15 protein-coding genes are annotated in these 17109 nt (G+C 46.8%); 11 read left to right on the plus strand and 4 right to left on the minus strand.

The window, feature by feature from the left end:
• Positions 1 to 60 precede the first annotated feature (60 nt).
• Together R7E29_RS12210 and R7E29_RS12215 are read left to right on the plus strand one after the other, a co-directional pair.
• Positions 61 to 1077, plus strand: coding sequence for a nuclear transport factor 2 family protein (locus R7E29_RS12210; protein WP_005374772.1), 1017 nt, complete (start codon positions 61 to 63; stop codon positions 1075 to 1077).
• A gap of 177 nt (positions 1078 to 1254) precedes the next feature.
• The gene (locus R7E29_RS12215; RefSeq protein WP_054576566.1) at positions 1255 to 2340 is read left to right on the plus strand and encodes a porin; all 1086 of its coding nucleotides are present in this window, start codon (positions 1255 to 1257) and stop codon (positions 2338 to 2340) included.
• A gap of 69 nt (positions 2341 to 2409) precedes the next feature.
• Here the strand turns inward: R7E29_RS12215 and R7E29_RS12220 are convergent, their stop codons facing one another.
• The 4 genes from R7E29_RS12220 to hisD all read right to left on the minus strand — a co-directional run bounded on the left by R7E29_RS12220 (position 2410) and on the right by hisD (position 6241).
• Positions 2410 to 3123 carry an alpha/beta fold hydrolase gene (locus R7E29_RS12220; protein ID WP_054576565.1) on the minus strand — a complete coding sequence of 238 codons (714 nt, stop codon included), beginning with the start codon at positions 3121 to 3123 and terminating at the stop codon, positions 2410 to 2412.
• Between the two features lies 1 nt (position 3124).
• Positions 3125 to 4129 carry a cupin gene (locus R7E29_RS12225; protein ID WP_054576564.1) on the minus strand — a complete coding sequence of 335 codons (1005 nt, stop codon included), beginning with the start codon at positions 4127 to 4129 and terminating at the stop codon, positions 3125 to 3127.
• An 83-nt stretch (positions 4130 to 4212) separates the two neighbouring features.
• Entirely contained in the window at positions 4213 to 4947 is a 735-nt protein-coding gene (locus tag R7E29_RS12230) for an SDR family NAD(P)-dependent oxidoreductase (RefSeq protein ID WP_053303921.1), read from the minus strand.
• Between the two features lies 1 nt (position 4948).
• On the minus strand, positions 4949 to 6241 hold the full coding sequence (gene hisD, locus R7E29_RS12235; RefSeq protein WP_005374756.1) for a histidinol dehydrogenase: 1293 nt from the start codon (positions 6239 to 6241) through the stop codon (positions 4949 to 4951).
• A 289-nt stretch (positions 6242 to 6530) separates the two neighbouring features.
• Here hisD and R7E29_RS12240 point away from each other — a divergent pair, with 289 nt between their 5' ends.
• From R7E29_RS12240 to R7E29_RS12280, 9 genes are all read left to right on the plus strand, one after another.
• Positions 6531 to 7280, plus strand: a complete 750-nt coding sequence (locus tag R7E29_RS12240) for an HpcH/HpaI aldolase family protein (RefSeq protein ID WP_053307977.1) — start codon at positions 6531 to 6533, stop codon at positions 7278 to 7280.
• A 150-nt stretch (positions 7281 to 7430) separates the two neighbouring features.
• Entirely contained in the window at positions 7431 to 8387 is a 957-nt protein-coding gene (locus R7E29_RS12245) for a LacI family DNA-binding transcriptional regulator (protein WP_021035882.1), read from the plus strand.
• Positions 8388 to 8654: 267 nt separating this feature from the next.
• Entirely contained in the window at positions 8655 to 9650 is a 996-nt protein-coding gene (locus R7E29_RS12250; protein WP_025768662.1) for a TRAP transporter substrate-binding protein, read from the plus strand.
• 58 nt (positions 9651 to 9708) lie between these two features.
• Entirely contained in the window at positions 9709 to 10272 is a 564-nt protein-coding gene (locus R7E29_RS12255) for a TRAP transporter small permease (RefSeq protein WP_154204064.1), read from the plus strand.
• Positions 10269 to 11549, plus strand: a complete 1281-nt coding sequence (locus tag R7E29_RS12260; RefSeq protein ID WP_005383432.1) for a TRAP transporter large permease — start codon at positions 10269 to 10271, stop codon at positions 11547 to 11549. Before R7E29_RS12255 ends, R7E29_RS12260 begins: the two co-directional genes overlap by 4 nt.
• Positions 11550 to 12073: 524 nt before the next feature.
• Entirely contained in the window at positions 12074 to 13048 is a 975-nt protein-coding gene (locus R7E29_RS12265) for an ester cyclase (protein WP_054576563.1), read from the plus strand.
• 49 nt (positions 13049 to 13097) lie between these two features.
• On the plus strand, positions 13098 to 14093 hold the full coding sequence (locus R7E29_RS12270; RefSeq protein WP_054576562.1) for an ester cyclase: 996 nt from the start codon (positions 13098 to 13100) through the stop codon (positions 14091 to 14093).
• A complete protein-coding gene (locus tag R7E29_RS12275; protein WP_005374733.1) occupies positions 14086 to 15819 on the plus strand; it encodes a sodium:solute symporter family transporter in 1734 nt (577 codons plus the stop codon). Before R7E29_RS12270 ends, R7E29_RS12275 begins: the two co-directional genes overlap by 8 nt.
• A 217-nt stretch (positions 15820 to 16036) precedes the next feature.
• Positions 16037 to 17044: a LacI family DNA-binding transcriptional regulator gene (locus R7E29_RS12280; protein WP_017820101.1), complete on the plus strand. Its 1008-nt coding sequence runs from the start codon at positions 16037 to 16039 to the stop codon at positions 17042 to 17044.
• Positions 17045 to 17109: the final 65 nt, after the last annotated feature.

A 17109-nucleotide genomic window follows, 5' to 3' on the forward strand; every position in this document is an offset into this window, starting at 1 on the left:
AAACTTAATTTCGAGTCCTGTTCCCAAAGCCGACTCGACAGCAAAATAAGAGAGTTTATTATGTCTAAATATCAAGAAGCGAAACGCGTTGTACGTGAATACTTCAGCGCAATGGAAAACGCAACTCACGAGAACGTGGCAGAAGTACTAAAAGCACACACTTCAGAAGATTACCTATGGCGTGGTGTTTACCCATTCCGTGAGCAACAAGGCGCTCAAGCAGCGGCTGACGTTTTCTGGGCTCCTTTGATGAAATCAATGACTCGCATGCAGCGTCGTCAAGACATCTTCATCGGTGGTGAGAACGAAGTAACATCAGGTGAAATCTGGGTAATGAGCATGGGTCACTTCATGGGTCTATTCGACGCTGAATACCTAGGCATGCGCCCAACTGGCAAGATCATGAACATCCGTTACGCAGAATTTAACTGTGTTGAAAACGGCAAGATCACTAAGACTGGCCTATTCCTAGACCTTCTAGGAGCGATGGACCAAGCGGGTTGTTACCCACTACCACCATCAACAGGTAAGCACTTCGTATACCCTGGTCCTCGTAACCACGACGGCCTACTGTTCGAAGACGCAGCACCAGAAGAAGGCGTAGCAACACTAGCACTAGTGAACAAGATGGTTGATGACCTATCTGCACTAAACGACAGCGGCGCTATGGGTTGCCCACCAGAAGTTCTTGAAAAGAGCTGGTCTAAAGACATGATCTGGTACGGTCCATGTGGTATCGGTGCGTCTTACACAATCCCTCGTTACCAACAGCAGCACCAATTGCCGTTCCGTAACAACCTGAAAGACAAGAAGTTTAATGGCCACGTATGTCGTTTCGCAGAAGGTAACTTCTCTTGTTTCTTCGGCTGGCCAAACCTATCTAACACACCAATCGGTGGTTTCCTAGGTATGACAGGTGGTGAAGTACGTGCAGACATGCAAGTGGTTGATGTTTACTACCGTGACGGCGACAAGCTATCTGAGAACTGGGTACTGATCGACCTTCCTTACTGGCTAAAACAGCAAGGTCTAGACGTGTTCGAACGTACTCAACAGATCCTAAACCCTTCTCTATAAGAAGTCCTAGGGGCGGATTGTCAACCCGCCTTTATGTTGCCTGAATACCCTCTCGGTTCAGGCGACATGCTCCCAACTCGTGCCTCAAGGATGGGGCACAACCTCAAGATAGAACCCTTATTCAAAACGGGCATGAACGCACGGTGGCTTTCTGCGCCCTGAATAATGAGATTGATGATGAAAAAGTCGACCCTTTCTGCAGTGATTTTAGCAGCGCTTACTTCTAGCTCAGCCTTTGCTGCACACACTTTTGTTAATGACGCTGGCGACAGCCTAACCATCGATGGCCGTTTCGATCTTCGCTACCAAGACCGTGGCGGTGATGACAACGGCGAATGGAACAGCGGCAGCTCACGTTTCGGTTTGAAAGGCCAAATGGGTCTGGATAACGGCTGGACTGGTTTCGGTCACGCGGAATGGGGCTACAACTCTGGCGCGAACGGCGAAAACATTTACGACCGCTTGCTATACGCAGGTGTTGATCACGAAAAATATGGCAAGATTGCTGCAGGTACTAAGCAGTGGTCTACCTTCTACGACGTAGCATGGTACACCGATTTAGGTCGTGTATTCGGTACTCGTGGCTCAGGTGTTTACAACCTAGCTGACTGGGGTATCGCATCCGGTGCTGGTCGTGCGGAAAACTCAATCACGTACCGTAATTCAATCAATGAAAAAGTGAGCTACGGCTTTACTTACCAAACCACGCGTGAAGATGTTGCTCTAGCAAGCAATGCGACAGCCTCACTGAAAAACGGCATGGGTGCGTCGATCACTTACAAACCGGTTGATGGCGTAACACTGGGTGCGGCTTACCATCAAAATGAAGTTGCGGATCTAGACGCAAGCGTCGTTGGCGCAGAAAACGGCGACAACATGCGCATCATGCTATTGGGCGCAAACTACAGCAACGGTGGCTTCTACGCGGGTGCGACTTTCCACGTTGGCGAAAACTGGGAAGCAGTGAGCCAAGGCGGTACGGACGTAATGTTCGATACCCTAGGTGGCGAAGTCTACACTTACTACCACTTCGACAACGGCCTACGCCCAACGTTGAACTACAACTACATGGAAGATCGTGGTGACGAGACACAAGGTTACGAGCGTAACTTGCTGATTCCTGGTCTTGAATACCACTTCCAGAAGAACAAATTCCTAGTTTGGACTGAATACCAGTTCGACCTAGGTAAAGATCAGTACGATGGCAGCAAATTCGAAAACCGTGATGATCAATTCGCGGCAGGTATTCGCTACTACTTCTGATAATACTCATCGCTCACCACCTATACCCAAGTAACCTTAAGGTGGTGAGTGATGAAGTTCTTATCAACACTAAGCAAAGTTATCTTGAAGCCAAGTAGTCATCACTTCACTAACAATTAAAGGCTGCTCAAGCGTAGATAGATGCCCACACTCCGGGATAACATGAAGCGTGACGTTTGGGATGCATCTCTCCATGAGCAGATGATTGTCTAGCGGACAAAGCTTATCTTCTTTACCTGTTATCACCAACGTAGGAGCTTGAATGTCCGCCAATAAAGGTCGAGCATCCGGGCGAGTTGCTAACGCTTTAGCATGCGCTTCAAATGCCTCCAAACCTACATTGACCGCCATGCCTTCTATACGCTCAGTTAACGCTTTGTCTTGCAAACGGCTTGGATGAATCAGCACAGGCATCAGAGTATCAGGTGTAATGCGTTCAAACTCACCACTTAACGCACGGCTAACCAGTGCATCACGCTTTTGTGTCACCTCTGGCTTTTCATCTGCTGCATTGGTATCCATGAGGATCAAGCCTTTGACTCTGTTTGGCGCTTGACGGTACACCTCAAAGGCAAGAATCCCACCCATTGATAAGCCACCCAAGACAAACTCCTGCGGTGCGTCTTGCAACACTCTCTGCGCCAGCTGTTCCATTGACGGCAATGAAGCCAGCGTCGGGCATGAAGGCTCAACCCAACTTGGCAACGCTCGGTTGACTTCCTCAAACAATGTGCCATCACAAAGTAGTCCGGGTAGCCAAACTAACGAGGTGGGTTGTGTCATTTTATTCTCCTGCAAGCGGCTTTGGTTGATCAGACCCAAGAATGCAATACGTCAAACTATTACCACGCAAGTTCGTCAGTGAGTATGACGCACCTTCTGGAACATTCAGCACATCACCGCGCGTTAAAACAACGTTAGCTTGTTCGCCTTGATGTGTGAGCACCACCTCTGTATCCCCATCAAAGTTGATAAGCACTTGTTTTTCTTCTCGGCAGTGTTGAGGAATCGAGCCACCTTCAGAAAGCTCATAAGCCATGATGCTCACTTCATCTTCACTCTTTACTTGGAAGTCATAGCTCGCCAAAGGGTGACCCGTTAAGGCGTATTGTTTCACGTTGCTTCCGCTGAAATCGCCTTTGATTTCACGATAATCTTTTTGCAGAGCGACAAATGGCATCATCTCTTCTGCGGTGTAGGTATCGAAGGTCGCGAGATCTTCTTCGGTAAGCAGCGGCATCAATTCTGATTCTTGTGGCACCGGGTCGCCATTAATGGTGTCCACGAGTGTGCCATCGGCTTTGAGGTATAAACCATAACCTTGACTGTCTTTAATAACGTTTGGATGCCAAATAACGCCACCACCTGAATCGTCGCCGCCAAGTACCGAGAACATAAAGCCGTAATCGCGGCCAACCACTTCAAATCCACGGAAGAGATTGGTTGGAATCGAGATGACGTCACCGTGAGACAACACCGCCTCATGCTCTCCATCGTTCCCCCAATAAAAACGGAACTGACCTTTGAACACCAAGAAAAGCTCAGCGGTGCGATGAGAATGTAACGAATTTTTGATGCCCGGCGGTTGGCCTGCAGCACCAATATTAAAGCCCGCCGTATCGCGAATATGAACATGCTGACGACTGCTCTCTGCCACCCCTGCACCGATAATACAAAAGTTATCTTTGAGATCACTGCCTGGCGTGCGCGCATCAATAAACGCACTCGTACCCGGAATCAGTTCCATGTAGCGGACCAGGTTATTATTCATTTTAGATTGTAGAGTCATTGTAAATCCTTGTTGTCCTTGTTTGGACCTAGCCTTTGAATTGTTAGTTACAAGCCTAAAGTTAGTTACAGACCGAAAGTGTGTTACAGACCTAAAGGTCGCCCACCATCAACCGCGATGGTATTGCCTGTCGAGAAGGTCAGAAGATCTGCCGCGGCGTACACGGCTTGAGCGACTTCTTCATCATTGGCTAAACGCTTAAGCGGTGTGGATTGTTCTTGTTGATTACGCCATGCGTCATCCAAGCCTTTGACAAACTCAGTGTCGACAAGCCCTGGAGCAACAGCCAAAACGCGAACCTCGGGAGACAGAGCGCGAGCTAAAGAACGGGTCATGTTCTCCGCGGCAGATTTACTTGCACAGTAAGCAATGTTGCTCCCCATCGCAGTCTGTGCCGCGATAGAAGTAATGTTCACCACACAACCATTGGCTTGCTTAAGCCAAGGCTCAAACGCTCGAACCATGGCAAAAGGCGCACGAACATTCACTTGGAATATTTGGTCAAACAGCTGGTCATCTAAGCTTTGCAAATCAGAGTGCGCGACGAATTTCGTCATCCCCGCACAGTTGACCAACAAATCCAGCTTGTCGCTTATTTCACTGACTTGATGTTTAAGCTGTTCAATCGCACTAGAATCTGCCACGTTCAATTTGAATGCTAGATGCTCGTTACGTGGCAGCGAGGAAAGCACATCCTCGGCCGCTTTATGATTACTGTTGTAAGTCAGAATTACGCGATATCCCGATTCAGCTAGCTTGCGACAAATGGCGGCACCCAGTCCGCCACTGCCGCCTGTGACTAAGGCAAGTTTCGACATATTACGCCTCTTCTACTTTGCCTTTGTAACGGCGCACACGAATATCCGCTTGCTCTTTGTGGCCAGCAAAACCTTCGAGTGCACACAAGCGAGAGCAATACTCACCGACTTTGAGGGACGCAGCTTCCGTTACACGCTGGTAAGTACAGGTTTTGATAAATTTACCTACCCAAAGACCACCGGTGTATCGCGCCGCTTTCTTCGTTGGCAGTGTATGGTTGGTACCAATACATTTATCGCCGTAAGAAACGTTGGTTTCACGACCTAGGAACAAGGCACCGTAGTTGGTCATGTTATCTAGGAAGTATTTAGGATCTTCCGTCATCACTTGAACGTGTTCAGAAGCGATATCGTCTGCCACTTCCACCATTTCTTCGTAGCTATCACACACAATCACTTGTCCGTAATCTGCCCACGCTTTACCCGCGACTTCAGCCGTTGGGAGAATGGTTAACTGACGTTCGATCTCTTTAATGGTTTCTTGCGCAAATGTTTCGCTATTGGTCAACAATACAGCGGGAGAGTTGTAACCATGCTCAGCCTGACCAAGCAAGTCTGCCGCTGCCAATTCCGGGTCACAGCCTTTCTCATCAGCAATGACCAAGGTTTCCGTTGGCCCTGCAAACAAATCGATACCAACGCGACCAAACAACTGACGTTTTGCCTCTGCCACAAATGCGTTACCCGGCCCTACAATCATATCGACTGGCGCAATAGTCTCTGTACCAAGAGCCATTGCACCTACCGCCTGAACACCACCGAAGCAGTAGATTTCATCCGCACCCGCCATTGCCATCGCAGCGACAATCGCGACGTTCGGCTGGCCGTTAAACGGAGGCGCACAAGCAATAACACGTTTTACGCCCGCGACTTTCGCCGTCAGTACACTCATGTGAGCGGATGCAACCAATGGGTATTTTCCACCAGGGATGTAACAACCCACGCTGTTTACTGGAATATTTTTATGCCCCAGTACCACACCAGGCATGGTTTCTACTTCGACGTCTTTCATTGAGTCACGTTGAATTTGAGCAAAGTTTCGAACTTGTTGCTGAGCGAACTCGATATCATGACGAGTCGATTCATCAAGCGCATCCACACAGGCTTGGATTTGCTCTTCTGACAGGCGGAATTGCTCCGGCGACCAGTTATCAAACTTTTCAGACAACTCACGTACAGCGCTATCACCTTTCGATTCAATATCAGCAAGAATGTTTTCAACAATCTGACGCACTTTTGCGTCGTTTGATGCTGATGCTTCTTCAGTGATTCCGTTTTTTAAAATGCGTGCCATTGGGTTTCTCCTTGAACATTGAGGCTGACGAACGGTTATTTTTATGCTTTTGGATACGAATGCAAAATCAGATTAAACACTTAATTAACATTTGACAAGTTAAGTCAACAAACCACAAAAACATTCCTTAAGCCTTTGTATTTATTAGTTTAAACAAATAAAAGCAAGTAATAAGGACCTTAATTAAGTTTAATTTTTAATCAAAAATGAGTTTTAGATCACATCATTTTTACTCATCATTTACATTTCTACATGTTAGTTTTTGCATACCTTTGCAAAGGAGAGAATCATGAGCAATTTTAAACAACGTCTGAATCAAGAAACGATATTAGGTACATTTGTTAAAACCCCTCACCCTCACATTATCGAAGTATTGGCACTGGCAGAGTTGCCTTTTGTGGTACTGGATGCAGAGCACGCACCTTTCGATCGTTCCTCGCTTGATCTGTGCATCATGGCGGCCAGAGCGAATGACCTCGCGTGCGTGGTACGAGTACAAGACAGCGCCCCTTCAACCATTTTGAACGCGCTTGACTGTGGCGCGGCGGGTGTACAAATTCCCCATGTTTGTACTGCTGAGCAAGCGACGCAACTGGCGAAAATCTGCCATTACGGAGAAGGTGGCCGAGGGTATGCTGGTTCCAGTCGAGCAGCGCAATACGCCACTAAGCCCATGGTTGAACACTTAAAAGACAGCCGTGCGAATACGATTGTCATTGCACAAATTGAAGACCCTCAAGGGGTTGAAAATGTTGAAGCGATTGCCAATGTTGAAGGAATTGATGCGCTCTTCATTGGCCAAGTTGATCTCACTGTCGCTTATGGTGCTGATAGCGTTCATGATGAGAAAGTCGCACAAGCAAGTATGCGAGTAATCGAAGCGGCCAGAGCCGCCAATAAACCTGTTGGCATGTTTGTCGCGACGGCTCAACAAGCTCGGGAATGGCGTGAACTCGGCGTTAGCTTCTTTTGTGTTGGGTCTGAACACAAAATGATCATTGATGGCTTCAAACAAGAGAGAAATGTGATGAATTCTTGAGTTTTCTCTGATATTTACGCCTTATCAATGTAATGCTCTAGACACAGAAATCCCCTAGCCCATACACTCAGCACGTATGAGAAGGTTCAATGGCCTTAAATAAGGAGTATCACCATTAAAGCGAAAGTAACTTCGATCGACGTCGCGAAGATGCTCGGCGTCTCTCAATCGACGGTATCTAGAGCATTCAGCCCGACTGCGAGTATTAGCGAGAAGAAACGCAAAATGGTGATGGATGCCGCAGCTAAGCTCGGATACACACCGAATGCCATCGCCCGAGGTCTGATTTCGAATCGTTCAGGCTTAGTGGCGATTGCGTTAGATAGCGAATCAAACCCAATGTACGACATGCAATCTCGTGCTTTGGCTGTCGAAATTCAAAAGCGAGGCGGACAAGTTGTGCTTTGCCCTATCGACAAGGACGACCTCGATCTCGCCATTTCACGCGCCATTGAATACCAAGTGGACGGACTCGTTATCGCCACCAGTCGTTTGACCTCACGCGCGTTTGCCCAATGCGAGAAGTTTGGCGTTCACTTAAGCCTGATCAACCGTTATGCCGAAGGCATTAATGCCAACAGCTCTGGTATTGATAACCGATTGGCGGGCCAACAAGCAGCCGAGTATTTAACACAGAAAGGCGCAAAACAATGCGCTTACATCAGTGGTGATGCTGGCTCCATGACCAGTGAAGAGCGCTGGCTTGGCTTCTCTTCAAAACTGCAAGAGCTCGGCGCTCCATCCCCGACCTTTATTCAAGCCAAATACAGTTTTGAAGCTGGCCTAGATGCGGCGAAAGAAATCTTGTCACATACCAGTAAACCCGACGCGATTTTCTGTGCAAACGACATCCTCGCCATGGGTGTGATGGATGGTTTACGCCAAGCCGGAGCAAAGATCCCTCAAGACTTCTCAGTGATGGGCGTGGATAACATTCCGATGTCTGCATGGCCGAGTTATGATTTGACCACCATTGCTCAACCAGTCGACAAAATTGTTAAACGAGCGGTTGAAGACTTGATGAATCGAATCAACGGCAACCTGGATGCAACTGGCGAATACCTTTTCGAGCAAGGCACCTTGATCGAACGTAGTAGCACCATTTAATAAATCCATTTTTATTCATTCTTCATAAACAAAATGTCTTGCTTTCGAGTAAGGCATTTTCTGTGATCGCGATTAAATTTTCACCAACCGTTATTTAATTCCTCATCAATTCATCAATCTTGTTATTGACTTGTTACTTTAATGTTTTATTTTGGATTCGTATGCAAAATGGATATGAATTGCTCAACTAATTTATAAAAACATAAAAAGTTGTGTGACTTGCCAACGAATGCCCATGGCAGGTCATACCAGAAACAAGGAAGAACGATGAAGAAAGCAATCCTTACTTCACTTACCGCACTGGGGCTTGCATTTAGCAGTATGAATACGTTTGCAACCAGTGTTATTCGTCTTGCTCATGACAGTCAAGAAACCTCTCCCGTACACAAAGCAATGCTCTATTTCGAACAAGAAGTGGAAGCTCGCTCAAACGGTGAGATAGAAGTTGAAATCTATCCGGCGAGACAACTAGGCGATGTGCGTGAGACGACTGAACTCGTACAGCAAGGCAACTTACAAATGACGTTTGGTGCGTCAGTTTTACTCTCTCCCTACGTCCCAGAGTTTAACGTGCTCGACGTGTTCTACCTTTTTGATAGCGAAGAGCAAGCACACAAAGCGCTCGACAGTGAGAAGATCGGACAACCATTGTTGAATGCTATGGAATCAAAAGGCTTTCATGGACTTGGCTTTATGGAGGTCGGCTTTCGTAGCGTGACCAACAACAAACAGCCAATTGATAGTATTGAGGACCTGAAAGGGCTAAAGATTCGCTCGGCATCTAACCCCACTCAAATAAGCGCGTGGAAATCTATTGGTACTGCGCCAACACCTCTGTCTTGGGGAGAAATTTTCACCTCGTTACAACAAGGCCTGATTAACGCTCAAGAAAGTGCTATCTACTCTATTTATGCCGAACGTTTTTACGAGGCACAAAAGTACCTCTCTTTAACTAACCATATATACACCAACTACGTGTTGTTCATGAACAAATCGTTTTGGGATTCACTGCCGGCCGCACAACAAGCGCTGATCAGTGAAGTAAGCAAAGAAACCATCGCAAAACAGCGTGAGCTCGCCGCTAAGCAAAACCAAGAAGTAATCAAAGAGCTCGAAGCAAAAGGCATGACGGTTAACATCGTCCCAGACGAGGTACGCAGCATCATGAAAGAAAAAATGAATGCAGCCGTGTACCAAGATCTGCGTAGCAAGACAGGTGAAGACTTGTTTGACAACGTGATTGCCGAGATAGAACGCCTATAACTCCCACTCTTTTGCACGATCTGGCAACAGGTCGTGCTTTCTCGTTTTGGAGGTGAACATGAAGTGGTTTCGCTTACTAGACAAATACCTAGAACCTACCCTTATCGTTATCGCGATCTCGACGATGACAACTTTACTGTGCTTGCAAATCGCACTACGCCTATTTGACGCAACGATCGCGTGGACTGAAGAGCTGGCACGTTATTTATTCGTATGGGCGATGTACCTGAGCATCAGCTATTGTATCCGAGATGATCGACACATCCGCATTCGTGTGTTCATCGATAAACTTCCGGGCAATTGGACGCAATTCAGTTTGATTGTTTCTGATCTTATCTACCTTGCCTTTAGTGCCACTGTCGCCTGGTTTGGATTTAAGGTGATCAATCGCAGCCTGCAACTCGGTCAGATTGCACCCGCAATGGAAATTCCTATTGCGTGTTTGTATGCCTCTGTTTTAGTTTGCGCACTATTAAGCTGCGCGCGCCTAGTGACAAGCATTTATCAACGTGTGAACGCGTGCTCCACCAGCAATGAACGAGTTCGCTTTTCTCGCCAACGCTATCGCCATATCAAAGCAAAGTACCGTACTTCTAACCGACTATTGGAGTTTAACGCATGACGTCTGCACTTTTGTTTGGCAGCTTTGGTCTGCTTCTGCTCATTGGCGTTCCGGTCGGTATTGCTCTGGCGGCAGCCAGTATGGTCGCGATACTCAGTCTGCCGTTTCTTAACATTGAGTTTTTAGTCCAAGGAATGGTAACAGGGCTCGACTCTTTCCCTCTCCTCGCCGTCGTTCTATTTACCTTGGCAGGTAACCTTATGAGCCAAGGAGGGATCTCAAAACGATTATTACACGTGGCGGAGGTCTTCTTTGGCCACTTTACTGGTGGGCTTGGCATCGTCGCCATTGTGGCGTGCATGTTCTTCGCTTCCATCTCTGGTACAGGGTCTGCCACCGTTGCCGCTATCGGCCTGACGATGATTCCCTCTATGGTGAAGAAAGGCTACGACCGCAGCTTTGCCGGTGCCTTGATCGCCTCTTCCGGCGGGATTGGCGTCATTATTCCACCCTCTGTGGTGATGATCGTCTACGCGATCACAGCTGAAGTCTCGGTCACCAAGATGTTCATGGCGGGCATCATTCCTGGCTTGGTCGTCGGTATGGTATTGATCGGCTACTGTCTAATTGTCTCAAAAATGCGGGGCTACACAGGTAACGAGCGCAAAGCGACCTGGGCAGAGCGTCTTGATGCGCTAAAAGAAGCCAGTTGGGCAATGCTACTACCCGTGATCATTCTCGGCGGTATCTATTCCGGTATCTTCACACCTACCGAATCAGCCGCCATTGGTGTGCTCTATGGCTTATTCTTTGGCATGTTTGTTTATAAAGAACTCAAACCAGCGCAAGTGGTGAAAATCATTCTAGAGTCGTCACTGTTAGTTGGCGCTGTGCTCGTCATTGTGGGTGCGTCCGTGACGTTTGGCCGCATATTGACCCTAGAACGTCTACCGACCGAGATCGCTCAGTTCATTCTATCGATTACCGAAAACAAACTTCTGATACTGCTTTGCATCAATGTCCTGTTGTTGCTCGTCGGTACCTTTATGGAAACGCTGGCAGCGATTGTTATTCTCACACCAATTCTGTTACCCATTACGTCAGCACTCGGCATGGACCCCGTTCATTTTGGTATCGTGATGATCGTGAACTTGGCCATTGGCTTTGTTACGCCTCCTCTGGGTGCCAACCTGTTTATGGCAAGTCAGGTAGGCAAAGTACCGATAGAGTCGCTCTCTAAAGCCATCATGGGTTGGATTGGTGCAATGATAGTGGCCTTGATGTTGATTACCTTCATCCCTGCCATCTCGCTATCGTTACCTGCGCTTTTATCCTGATCGTTGCACTCATAGAGCGCTTATGACTGTTATAGCCACTAGATAAACACCTTTCTAGTGGCTTATTCGTTATCTACTTCCGATTTAATAAAAAAGACTTAAAGCATTCGTATGCAAAAGGAAAATTTGAAAGATATAAGGATAATTGACACCAAAATAGCTGAATATTAGCGATAAAGTCTATTTGGGTGCCTTGATCTGCATGATTATCAGTTTTGGCTTAATCATTTGTTTCCATTCAAACAGATCAAAATAAATTAAGCGATTAAAAAACAATAAGATATTAGGAAATTCATACAAAAAACTTTGACCTCCTTTCTTATTAACACGTCTCGATAAGAGATAGCTTCCATCTCGCCTGTACTTTTTTAGTTTGTTTTCTGCTCAACTGTTAAAAACCTGATCATTAGCACGCTATTTAAACAATCAAAAAACAATCCGTTGACAAAATGGCAACATGATATATTTTGAATACGTAATCAAAACATAATTCAAACATAATTATTCAATTACGGAGGTGATTTATGGCCATGGTTGGCTTCGATGAAAAGTGGCGTGATTTTCCCGACTACATTCTTGGTATCACAAAAGAGATTTGGGAAGACCGAGGTTTAAACACCTTAGAACACTACTACTCTCCCGACATTGTTGTGCGTACTCCACTCTCTATCGTTCAAGGAAACGAAGGGGTGATCAGTGCAACAATGGCGACACTGGCCGAGTTTCCCGATCGCACGCTATATGGCGAAGACGTCATTTGGTCAGGCACCCCGGAACAAGGCATGCTTTCTTCTCATCGAATCATCTCTACTGCAACACACAGTGGCAACGGCTTCTACGGGCAAGCCTCGAACCGCAAACTTCGTTTCCGTATTATCGCAGATTGCCACGCTATCAATAACCAAATCAATGACGAATGGTTGGTTCGCGATCAAGCCGATATCGCGAAACAACTGGGTATGACGTCAGAAGAGTTTGCACGCCAACAAATCGAATTTGAAGGTGGCGTGGAATCAAGCCCATTTCCGTTCACACCTGAAGTCGACATTCCTGGACCTTATTTGGGCGTAGGCAACGACAACGAATATGGTCAGCGTTATGAAGCAATTCTCAGAAGCCTTATGAATGCCGAGTTCTCTATAGTACCGAAAGAGTACGACCGTGCTTGCATCGGCGAATACACTAGCGGTCAAAATGCCTTATCACACTCGGAAGTCGATCATTTTTGGATGGCACTTCGTGCGTCTTTCCCAAATGCTCAATTTACCGTTCACCATCGTATTGGCCGGGATGACGACATGATGTCACCACGCGCTGCAATTCGATGGTCTTTGCACGGTAAGCATGAGGGATATGGGATGTTTGGTAAGCCTTCAGGAAAAGAGGTTTACATCATGGGGATCAGCCACGCTGAGTTTGGCCCTTGGGGTCTTCGTCGCGAATTCACTTTGTTTGACGAGACCGCAATCTGGAAGCAAATCCTGCTACAGCAAGGCTAACGGCTGACTAAACACTATTTATTAAAATCACAGACAGTAAGGAAGCAACATGTCACTCAACATCATCGAACAGTTCTACCAGAACTACTTCAAAGCCGCAGACATCGAGCAAAAACAGGCCGCTCTGCAAACTTTGAACCCTGACGTAAAATGGTGCGTGGCGCACCCTGTGAACGATCTTAATGGCCCAGATGCAACCCACGAATCTTTCCTCTCACCACTTGTTAATGCTTTGCCTGACGCCGAGCGCCGACCAATAATTGTTATGCACGGCGAATACGAAGGTCGCACTTGGTACAACTCTACCGGCTATTTTATCGGTACATTTGAACAACCACTGTTTGGCATCCCAGCAACAGGGAAAACACTCTACTTGCGTTACACCGAAATGGTGTGTGTGGAGAACGACCAAATCACCGAATCATACATGATTCCAGACTTCATCGACGCGATGAATCAAGCAGGCTGCAACCCTCTTCGTAAAAGCTTAGGTCACGATGGCTTGGTCCCTTCTCCTGCGACTTCTAATGGTATCCAACATTCTGTTGTGTCTTTGGAAGAAAGTGAAAAGAGCGCCCAGCTGGTTGAAGATATGCTGTCTTGCTTGGGTCGTTTTGATGGCAAAGATCTTTTCTCGATGGATCTTGAAAACTACTGGCACAATGACTTCATGTGGTACGGCCCTGCTGGTATTGGTACTACGCGCGGTATCAAAGGTTTCCGTAACCACCATCAAGCGCCATTTGTGTTTGCCTTCCCTGACCGAAGTGTCGATATTGAGGTCAATTTTTTGGCCAAAAATGACTACGTATCCACAGGTGGTTGGCCACATATGCATGGTACTCACACTGGTCACAGTGGCTGGCTCGGTCTTGCCCCAACCGGAAAACACATCGAACTTCGCGTTATGGACATTTGGCGACGCGAAGGCGATTTACTGAAAGAAAACTGGGTGGCGATCGACATCGTTCATATCCTGCTGCAACTTGGCTATGACGTGTTTGCACAAATGAAAGAACAGTTAGAAGGACCTAATTATGCATGAGTTTGGCGCACTTAACTGGAGCATCCTTGGTGGATACATAGCCCTAACGCTAGTATTGGGTGCGGTGATTGGTAAGCGAGTAACTTCAGCTAGCCAATTCGCTTTGGGTGATAAGAGCATCCCTTGGTGGGCGATCGGTATTTCTGTCGTTTGTACTTACGTGAGTGCCATGTCGTTCCTTGGCGGGCCAGCTTGGTCTTACAAAGAAGGCCTGTCGGTTATCGCGATTCACCTCAATTATCCGCTGGTGATCTTCTTCATCGTGGCTGTGTTTATGCCGTTTTTCTACAACAACGGTTTAACCTCTATCTACGAGTATCAAGAACGACGCTTCGGTAAGGCTTCACGACTGACTTTGTCGTTTATCTTCCTTATCAAACAAGCATTGAGCTCGGCAGCCGTACTCTATGCGACAGCAATGATTTTAGAGTTCATTACTGGTATCGACGTGATGTACTGCATCATGATCGTCACTGCAATTGCCCTTATCTACACCGTAATGGGCGGTATCGCGGCTGTCATTTGGACCGATGTGATTCAAGCAGTAATCTTATTTATTGGCGCATTCATCATCATTGAAGCCGTTTGGAATGGCATGCCTGCTCCAATGACGGAGGTCATGGCAGAACTCAAAGCGAAAGGAATGACCGATGCCCTACAGACAAGTTTTGACCTAAGCCAAGTAACGACGGTATGGGCTGGTGTTATCGCAATGACGATGTTCCACACCACCGTGTATGGCGGTAACCAGATGATGGTACAACGATGTATGGCCGCGAAAAACATGGGCGATGCGAAAAAGGCAATGCTGATGATGGGCTACGTGGCCTTCTTTATTTACTTTGTCTTTATCTTGCTTGGCGTCCTGTTCAACGCTTATTACGACGGTAAAGAGTTCGAAAACGGCAACACCATCATTCTTCATTATGCGAGTGAATATGGAATGCCAGGCTTGATGGGCATCATTGCCGCTGCGATTCTGGCGGCAAGTATGTCGAGTCTCGATTCCGCATTTAACTCAATGGCGACCGTTTCTGTGGCTGACTTTTACAAACGCTTCTACAAGCAAAACGAGTCGGAAGAGCATTACTTAAAGGTATCGCGTTTCTTCACGGTGGCGTGGGCGATTTTGGTCATCATTCCAGCGATCATGTTTGCCACCAGCACAGGCTCGGTACTGGAAGTGCTGAGTAAGGCAGGCTCTTACTTTGTCGGTGCGAGCTTCTGTATGTTCGTCCTTGGTTTCTACTCAAAACACATTACGGAAAAAGGCTTGTTAATTGGCGTTGCTGCTAGCTTCTTGGTGATCTGGTATGTAGCCGTTGCGACCGATATTGCGTGGCCTTGGTATTGCGTGATTGGCGTCCTTGTGAATGCCGTTGTCGCTTACATTGCTAGCCTTCTCCTGACGGGTAAACAAGATGAAATGCATCTTTACACAGTGAAAGGCCAGCAAGCGGAATATGCTCGTCTAAATAAACCAATCAAGGAAGATGGTTGGTATGTCGTTCCCGGCAAAATCGATGCTCCATGTTATGGCTTACTAGTGATGTTTGTATTCTCGATCGTGATGCTTTGGGGGATCAACGCGTTTACCGACAACGCTCCTATGCTGATTAACTTTATGCGTGGCTGCTCTATTCTTGTCGCTACCGCTTGCATCGGATACATGGGGTATTCACTCCTCTCCCCGAAACGTAAAGTTGCAGTCAAACAAGCAAATTAATGTTCTTTACGTAGATACTGTACGTCCAACAAACGGACAGTATCTACGCTCTAGATCTAGTGCTAGCTCAAAGCAAATCGAATGGGTTAACCCACATTTTGCTTTTTAACACTCCAAAGCCATTATTCTACTTAGGATACCCCGTCAGAACATTTATGAATACGTACCTATTTATGCTAGTCTTATGACCTCAATTACTGGCAACTAAGTTTTATTCATGAAATCAATTAAACACGTAGTCACATCAAAAGATGTGGCAAAGATGGCAGGCGTCTCTCAATCTACTGTATCGCGCGTGTTTGTTCCGGGTAGCTCAGTATCCGAAAAGACCAAGCAAAAAGTCTTTGAAGCGGCTAAAGCCCTTAACTACCGCCCTAACGCCTTTGCACGTAGCCTGACCACAAACGAATCGAAATTGATAGGTTTGGTGTTTCCTGATGCGGATTACCCTATCCATATGAAAACACTGCAGTTAATTTCCAGTGAGTTACAGAAAAAAGGTTATTCTGCCGTATTGATTCCATGGCAAGTGGATGAAGAAGAGGGCCACTCAATCCCAAATATCTTCCAGTATCGCGTCGATGGTGTCATTGCTGCTTCCGCAACCTTCAATAAGTCCCTTTATGAAGAATGTGAAGAGTTTAATATCCCAATTGTTCAATACGCACGAGTTGTTGAAGGTACTAGGAGTAGCTACGTTATCAGTGACAACTACGAAGCAGGCCAACAAGCCGCGCAACTTCTGCACAAAAGTGGCGTGAAGAACGCGGTTTATTTGACGGGAGAAGTGCCAACCTTTACGAATGACGAACGCCAAAGCGGCTTCTGCTCTGAATTTGAAGACCTAACCGGCAAGACGCCACGCATCATTGAAGCCAGCTATGACTACGCGAGCTCACTTGATAAAGTCCGTGCCATACTGGCAGACAAAAATCGGCCTGAAGCAGTGTTCTGTGCAACCGATAACCTTGCGATGGCGGTCATGGATATCGCCCGTATAGAATGCGGGTTGAGGATTCCTCAGGACTTACAAGTCATTGGTTTTGATAATATTCCTCAGACAGAATGGTTAAGCTATCAATTAACCACGTTCCGCCAGGATTTCCGTCGCCTCGCTCGCGAGTGCGTGAAGATCATTGTTGATCAAATTAATACGAAAAACGGCAGCCTAGTAAAAATGATGGTGCCAGTGAAGTTAATCGAGCGCCAGACAACAAAAGCTTAAATAGCTATAGCCAGCCATTCGGTTGGCTTTTTTATTTGCCTCTGACTCCCAAACGGCTCATTTAG

It is taken from the genome of Vibrio sp. Vb1729, from assembly GCF_033338655.1.
GTDB lineage: Bacteria > Pseudomonadota > Gammaproteobacteria > Enterobacterales > Vibrionaceae > Vibrio > Vibrio alginolyticus.